Source organism: Flavobacterium sp. LMO6 (assembly GCF_009495795.1).
Lineage (GTDB): Bacteria > Bacteroidota > Bacteroidia > Flavobacteriales > Flavobacteriaceae > Flavobacterium.
Window position 1 is genome coordinate 1 of the sequence record NZ_WIBH01000019.1, and the last position, 7,369, is coordinate 7,369.

General features: G+C 30.6%; 9 protein-coding genes. 1 reads left to right on the forward strand and 8 read right to left on the reverse strand.

Going from position 1 to position 7,369, the window contains the following annotated elements; genetic code table 11:
* Positions 1-97: 97 nt before the first annotated feature.
* From GFJ99_RS13925 to GFJ99_RS12945, 4 genes are all read right to left on the reverse strand, one after another.
* A complete protein-coding gene (locus tag GFJ99_RS13925) occupies positions 98-355 on the reverse strand; it encodes a YcxB family protein (protein ID WP_370454343.1) in 258 nt (85 codons plus the stop codon).
* Complete coding sequence (locus GFJ99_RS12935) at positions 343-627, reverse strand: hypothetical protein (protein WP_153209427.1); 285 nt, start codon at positions 625-627, stop codon at positions 343-345. Before GFJ99_RS12935 ends, GFJ99_RS13925 begins: the two co-directional genes overlap by 13 nt.
* A gap of 193 nt (positions 628-820) precedes the next feature.
* Positions 821-2,011, reverse strand: a complete 1,191-nt coding sequence (locus tag GFJ99_RS12940) for a T9SS type A sorting domain-containing protein (protein WP_153209429.1) — start codon at positions 2,009-2,011, stop codon at positions 821-823.
* Positions 2,012-2,171: 160 nt separating this feature from the next.
* Positions 2,172-2,924 (reverse strand): hypothetical protein, encoded by a 753-nt coding sequence (locus GFJ99_RS12945; protein ID WP_153209431.1) that lies wholly within the window; start codon positions 2,922-2,924, stop codon positions 2,172-2,174.
* Between the two features lie 487 nt (positions 2,925-3,411).
* Here GFJ99_RS12945 and GFJ99_RS13790 point away from each other — a divergent pair, with 487 nt between their 5' ends.
* The gene (locus tag GFJ99_RS13790; RefSeq protein WP_238990110.1) at positions 3,412-3,600 is read left to right on the forward strand and encodes a hypothetical protein; all 189 of its coding nucleotides are present in this window, start codon (positions 3,412-3,414) and stop codon (positions 3,598-3,600) included.
* On the opposite strand, the gene GFJ99_RS12950 is transcribed toward GFJ99_RS13790, so the two are convergent.
* The 4 genes from GFJ99_RS12950 to GFJ99_RS12965 form a co-directional block, all read right to left on the reverse strand.
* On the reverse strand, positions 3,573-4,067 hold the full coding sequence (locus tag GFJ99_RS12950; RefSeq protein ID WP_238990111.1) for a hypothetical protein: 495 nt from the start codon (positions 4,065-4,067) through the stop codon (positions 3,573-3,575). The genes GFJ99_RS13790 and GFJ99_RS12950 overlap by 28 nt on opposite strands.
* Positions 4,068-4,184: 117 nt before the next feature.
* Positions 4,185-4,760, reverse strand: a complete 576-nt coding sequence (locus GFJ99_RS12955; RefSeq protein ID WP_153209433.1) for a DUF6705 family protein — start codon at positions 4,758-4,760, stop codon at positions 4,185-4,187.
* Positions 4,761-4,772: 12 nt separating this feature from the next.
* Positions 4,773-6,449 carry a hypothetical protein gene (locus GFJ99_RS12960; RefSeq protein WP_153209435.1) on the reverse strand — a complete coding sequence of 559 codons (1,677 nt, stop codon included), beginning with the start codon at positions 6,447-6,449 and terminating at the stop codon, positions 4,773-4,775.
* Between the two features lie 194 nt (positions 6,450-6,643).
* Positions 6,644-7,258 carry a hypothetical protein gene (locus GFJ99_RS12965; RefSeq protein ID WP_153209437.1) on the reverse strand — a complete coding sequence of 205 codons (615 nt, stop codon included), beginning with the start codon at positions 7,256-7,258 and terminating at the stop codon, positions 6,644-6,646.
* Positions 7,259-7,369 lie beyond the last annotated feature (111 nt).

Genomic DNA, 7,369 nt, shown 5'->3' on the forward strand with positions numbered 1-7,369 from the left:
TTACAAATATAACAAAACATTCCATTCAGCAGCGGATTTTCCGTAGGAAAATCCGGAAATAGCCATTGAAGCAAACCGCTGTTGTGCATTCGGTTTTTTACCATTTCCAATTCAATTGATTTTCTAATTCAATATTAAGTTTTTTAGTTAAATTTAATAACTCCTTTTTAAGGAAATCTTGATTATCAATTTCAGTTTTCGGAATTATTATAACTTCAAGTGTAAATTTTATGAAAAAGTGTTGCTTTGTTTCTATTATTTTTTCAATTTCAGAAATATTAATTTTAGTTTGTTTTTCAATTCTATCAATATAAACATAATTATCTATAAATTCAACAGAAATTAATTCATTAATTTTTTTTCATAAACTTTAGATTCTCTTTTTAATCTATTAAAGTATATATTTTTAATTCGAAAAGGATTAACAGTCAAAACAAGAATTGCTCCGATTATAAATATTACAGCTCCAAATTTTTGATTACTAAAATATAGTATTAAAATAATTACAAGAAAAATAACAAACCAAGCTATTAAATTTTTAATTATTATTTTTCTTAAAGTATTATTTTCTTTGAAAAAATAAAGTTGCATTTGTAAGTAATCATTTTCCTTTAATTTATATTTCAAATTCATATTTTATTATTGAAATTATTTTTGATTTTTATGCGTTTCACGAAACTGATGCACAACGTTTTGCAGCTACCCGAAGGTGGCGATTTCGAAGCGATTCACTGTCAACCAAGCACAAACTTTGATAGAAGCACAAAGCTTGATTTAACCACTGAACCGCCACTTTTGGGTAGGTGCTGTTGTGCGTTCGTTATTCTTTTATCAATTTAAATGTTCTCAAATTATTTTCTTGATATAGTTGTAATATATAAACCCCTTTGTTTAGATATGTCAAATCAATGATTGAGTTATCAACTTCTCCTATTCTAATTAATTGTCCTTGTGAACTATATATTTTATAATTTAAATTGAAACTTTCTGTGCCTTTTAAATTTATATAAGAGGTTGTCGGATTTGGATAAACTAAAATATTGGAGTTTGATAATGTTTCGCTTATAGAAGTTAATGAATCATTGCCTTCAATCATATAAGTCCATACAGGTGCATAAATTGGCAAATTGTTATTCATTGGCGTATGTACGTCAACCACTACTGAGTTGTGAAATTTTGTGGGGTCATTTGCAGGAGTAAGTAATGTGTATAATTGATGAGAGTTGTTGTAGGGAATAGACGTTGTGTCAACTAATATTAAACTGCCAAAACTATTCATACCATAGTTAGCCCAAGTCGTTTGAATTTTATTAAAATCCACTGCTTCGTCATTTTGGTGGGTGAAACCATAATATTTGTTGTAAGGGGTTTGTCCATTCCAAGTTATCCAGTCAGCATTCCTGTTAAGCAATGTTATCCAATCCATAGCAGCAAACATTACAACTCTTTCAACTTGTTTTATTTTTGAGATAATTCCTGCGTGTCCACCGCCTTGAGAATGTCCACTTACTATTACTTTTTCCCAATTTATTTGACTTCCATTATAATATTGCCCCCAATTTTCTGTTGGATATGTGGTGTTTAAATACTCTAAAAGCTTCAAAGTTCTTCTTTCAATACAGTTGTTTGCATCTACGTTTACAGCTGAATGTCTGTCAATTCCGTCAAACACTTCTAATCTGGCTCTGCTGTGGCAAGTTGTGTCTGTCGTAGTTAAACAAATTTGATTAATTGCATCGTTATTTGGATAGGTTAAACCAATTGAATGATAACCAAGGTTAGCAGCGTGCTTCAGAATTTCTTGATAATTAAAAGGAACTGCTCCTGTCCCGGGAAAAAACAAGAATAATTTATTTTTCTGTGTAATACTTTGATTAGTATAAATAAAGTGGAAATTATTTGGTGTACCACTTAAGGGGTCGGCAGTATTTGGTTGAACCAAATGTTCAGTCTGTCCAAACAATAATGTTGGAAAGGTCAACATTAATATTGCGTATTTTATCTTTTTCATTGTTTCGATGTTTTTCTTTATAATGACGCACAACGTTTCTGCGGCTTGCTTTCAGTGGCGATGAACCAACACCAAGCCATTACAAATATAACAAAACATTCCATTCAGCAGCGGATTTTCCGTAGGAAAATCCGGAAGTAGCCATTGAAGCAAACCGCTGTTAGTGGCAGTATTTTTTTAATTTTGCTTCTCTAATAGAATCAAAACTTCGTTCATATTTAAATCCGTATTTTTTGTCTAAATCATTATAAGTTGAAATGTAAAATTCTTGAAAGGTACATTCTTTATAATTGTCAATTTTCTTTCCATTTATATCAGTTGTTTCTCCAAAAGTTCCTGTTCTTCCCCAATGGAAAATTCCAAGTTGATTTCTTGACGGTTCGTTTGGATTTTTTTCTAACGTCCATTCTTCATTAAAATCTCTTACGTCCATTTTTGGTAGTTTAGTTTTTTTTCCACTTTTGTCTACTAAATAGAATTCTTGATTAATAAATCCAAATTCTTGCTCATTTTTAAGAATTAGAATTCCATCATTTGGAATTTGATAAATTAATTTATTTTCAGTTTCCGTAAGTAATACTCCGCAATTAGATTTATATAAAATATTTACTTTTCCTCTGTAATCTTTTGGAATTAAAAAAACTTCAGGAGGCAAAGTATTAGACAAAGTCCACAAATATGTATAAATTGAGTAAAATACAATCGGAGATATTGTGCAAGCAATTTTCGTAATTAATTTAGTATTTGTTAGCCAGATTAAAATTATTCCAACAATCAATATGATTAAAGGTAAATAGTAGAAATATAAAGTATAAGGTGAAAGAGTTATGGATAGAGTTCCCAAAACAATTAATGTTATTCCAAATATTTTTATTTTTCTGTCTTTAATCACGATTTTTGATAATATTGCCACTAACGTTTCACGGCTTTGTTTCAGTGGCGTTGAACAAACATCAGGCCATTGCAAATATAACTAAACCATTAAATTAAACTAATGTACTACTGTAAATTTTCCCTAAAGTAGCCATTGAACAAAACCGATGTTGTAGGCTGTATTTTTATAGATATTTAATTGTTATTTTTTCGCAGTTACAAAAAATCTTTTTGCGGTTAATATATTTCTTTTCGCAATTGCTATATTTCTTAATGCGTATTAAATAAATCTAAATGAAGTATTGATATTTCTTTTTGATGTTTGAATAATTTTAAATAATGTTGAAATAATTCTAAATGATAACAGAATAAAACTTATTGTGGTAGCAATAAGTTTTATTGATGTTTCTTTATTTCTTTTTGTGGTAGCAAGAAATCTTTTATGATAGATTTATAACTTTATTTTTTTAAATTCTATCCCTTTTACTTGTGCAAATTGTGGGCTTGAAGCACCAAAAACTGATTTGATGTATTTTTTTACTTCGTTTGCGGTTTCTACTAATCCTGTACTACTAGAATATAATGTTTCGTTTCTTGCAATTCTGGAATTACTGATGTTAGTATATGCAGTGGCAACGGCTGTATTTTTTGCTGTTAGATTGGCAATTTTTGCTTGGATTGTAGCAACTTATAAATCGGTTTCGTTTGGTGTATAGCTTGATTCTGCTTCTAAAACCGAGTTTAAACCAGCTAAATGTTGAATGAGTTGGTCATATGATTGTTGACTTGTAGAAATGGTAGAAGGAGCAGGAGTGTTGGTATCGGTTTGAGTTTGCGTTGAAGACGCTTTTTTACCTTGCATTTTGCGATTAAATGTTTTGGCGTTGCCTATTGTTTCGGCAGTTGCATCGGTAGTTTGTAACGCATTAACTAAACGAGTTGAAAATGATTTTAAACCACTGAATGCGACTATACGTTCATTTACTTTATTGTTGTAGTTTGTGTTTTTTGCAATTACATCGGCTAAACTTGCATCGGCTGATGCTTTTAGCGCAATAAGTTGTGGAAGTTTTAAACTGTTTTTTGACGGATTGTAAGTTGCTCCATAGCCTGTAACAAATTCAATTAAATCTTGAAAGTTGGCTACATTTTTTGCATGACCTGTTTCTGAAGTAGATGCCATAGTTTTATTATTTTAAAGTTGTAAACCAAAAATAATAAAAATTCTAATACAAATAAAATAGCGACTTTCAATTTACTCGAAAGCCGCTATTGCTATAAACTGTGGTTGTAGGCTGTATTACAATTTCCTAACAAAAAACTCACCTATTGGCAGAAAAATAGGATTGTCTGACTCCCAAGGTTCTTTTGCTGCCGCAGAAATAGCTAACCATAATTGTAAGCCTTCTACACCATTAACCACTTTTTTTGCCATAAAAAACTGTGCACTTTTATTTGTAGTATCATCAGAAATATATCCCCTTAGCCACTTTTGATTTTGCAAACAATCTGGGCAATATCTAGGATTTCCATTAACGATCCATCTAGCTTGTACTCTTGCAGGATTGTCATCACTTGCCATTGGATCACTCAAAAAATTAACTTCTGTACCATTTGCAATATACTGGTAAGAACCTTTTAATAAATCGGTCCACCAAACATTATTATTTTCGGCTATTTTTTTTTGTAAAACTAATTTGAAATAAAAATCAGGACCATTGTATTCATAAGTACCTTCAAAATCATTTAAAACATTGTTAAAATCTTTATAATAAACATTTTCTTCTACACCACCACAATTTTCTAATGGTTTAGTTATTTGTCCATTTACAGTTGAAAATAGAATTAAAGCTACTATTTTGATTATATTTTTCATATTATAATATTATTAATTGTTACATGGTTTTTCTTCCAATTGATTTGTAGTGTTGTTTAACACCAATTCTTTCCATTGATTGTTTTGCAATTGAAAGAGCGAAATACCGTAATTACTAAACTTTTGTAGAAAAAATTGTGCCAAATTATTTTTGTTAGCAACATAATCCAATCCTAAAGATTCTTGTATTGCTTCAAGTCTTTTCTTTTCATTTGTTATGTTACGCCATTTAGAGCTGTTCCATTCATTTGCAACAGCTTGAGAAAGCAAACTAATATCTTTAACTTTTAAAGCATAGACATTGTAATCATTGAAATTTAGAGGATTAGGAGCCACAAGAATCATTGAAACTTCAGATTTTAAATCTTCTGTAACTTCGTTGTATGCATTAGCAAAAGTTCTTAGATCTTGCCATGAAAAAATACCAGAAGCTTCTTCTTGGTCTTTAGGGTGTAGATGTATGGATGAATACCAACGATTACCTATTTCTATAGCTACAGATGTTGGACCTCCATTTTTATAAGAAGCACTAAAATTTCCAAAAGCCGTATAAGCATCTGTAATAGTGTCATATTGTGGTACTTTTTCAAACGAATACGAAACTTCATTTTTTACACTTTGTTGGTGTTTAGTTACCAAGTCGTTTATGTAATAATTTAAATTTTGTTTATCGGTAGCTAATGCTTCATTTAAAGACACACAAGGCTTTTTTGTAGGTATACTTGTTGGTTCATCTACAATTGTTGTAATTGATCCCGTTACAGCACCAGTACTTGTGCCACCTGAACCAGTACCTGTTCCACTTCCACTACCGCCACCACCTAATGTATTACCACCAGAAGTATCTCCAGAACCTGAAGTATTACCATTACTTGTTGTATTTGGTACACAAGTATAATAGGGTGTTAATTCGTAGTATGGACCATTACTAGGATTATATTCCGGATAGCTGGGGTTTAAAAATTCACAGGATACTCCAGGCATATGTCCGTTAACACAAGCATGTGGTTCTAAAATATAATCTGTTTTAACAGTCCCATTACAATTTTGCGGGTATATTGGAGAACCACCTAAACCTGACGACCAAGATGTTCCACTACTAGTACCAGTTAAGGAAAGACTTCCACCACCACCTGCACCACCTGCATATAATTCACCATTAATTAAATCTAAATATTCTTGTAGCGTGTTGGCTCCGCTTGAATTTGTATTAGATTCTCTATAAGTAATTATTTCACCATCAAAAGGTTGGTCTTTATTTTCTAACCAATATGTTGTAGGAATGTATTTGGTAATAAAAAAAGATGAGTAACCATCAATTTCTTCAATCGTAATATTATATATGTTACTAGTAGTGTCGGGCGTTTTTAAATACATTGTGTAAGATGTATAGTTGCCTTGTGTAATTTCTTTAATGTCGCTTGTAACAATTTCAAACTCTGAAGTGCTTTCCGCTCTACTTTGTAAAGAACTATTTTTAGATGAAACCATAAACCTTTCTAAATCAGGTTTGTTTTTCATCTGTCTCATTTTTGAGTTGAACTTTTCTAATGAAATTTGCTTAATATTTATTTGCTTGTCTTGATTTTGTTGAATAGCATCTTCATACAAATCTTTTTCGCAAGCTATTATGGAAAATACAGCTGTTAAAAATAATAATAGTTGTTTGATTTTCATTGGTTTGTTCATTTGCGTTGTATTTAGTTAATAATTTTCGATTTAGTTGAGCAAATATATCCTACAACGTTTTGCGGCTTGCTCTCAGTGGCGTTGCACCAACACCAAGCCATTACAAATATAACAAAACAATCCATTCAGCAGCGGATTTTCCGCAGGAAAATCCGGAAGTAGCCATTGAAGCAAACCGTTGTTGTGTGTAGTGTTTATTTTAATTTCCAATTTTTTAAAACTTTAATAGTTTCTGAATTTGACAAAATTGAAGATTCATTAATATCTCCAGTTGCACAGAAATACATATGATTACCTAAACTGTCAGCTCTTCTAAAATCTTGTAATATTTTTAATTCTGTTGCTAATGTATCAATGCTATTATACCATTTTTTCATTCCAAAGTCATAAGTTCTGTCTAAGACTATTTTTTCATATTTTGACTTTGGATTTATAAAATATTCATTTTCAGCTTCTATTCTGTTTTTCCAAAGCCAAAAACTTTTAGTGTAGTATATTTTCTTCTCTTTAAGATAAGGTTTTAGTGTGTCTAGATTTTGATTTGACCAATGTTGACAAAATAATTTTTCGTTTTTTATTTGAAGAATGAATTTAGAAATTGATATTTCATTTTCAATATATTCAAAAGATTCAATACTGTCAAGTTTCCAATTGTCCTGAATTAGATTTAAACCTAATTCAGTTCTTTTTCCGTTCATTTCAGTACCATATGTATTTGGCAAAGAATTTGAAATATAATATACTAAAGTTGTATAAGTTAATATTATTAAAAGTGATAATGTAAATATTTTAAAATATCGTCTTTTCATATGCGGTTTTTTAACATTACACACAACGTTCTGCGGCTTGCTCTCAGTGGCGTTACACCAACACCAAGCCATTACAAATATAACAAAACATTCCATTCAGCAGCGGATTTT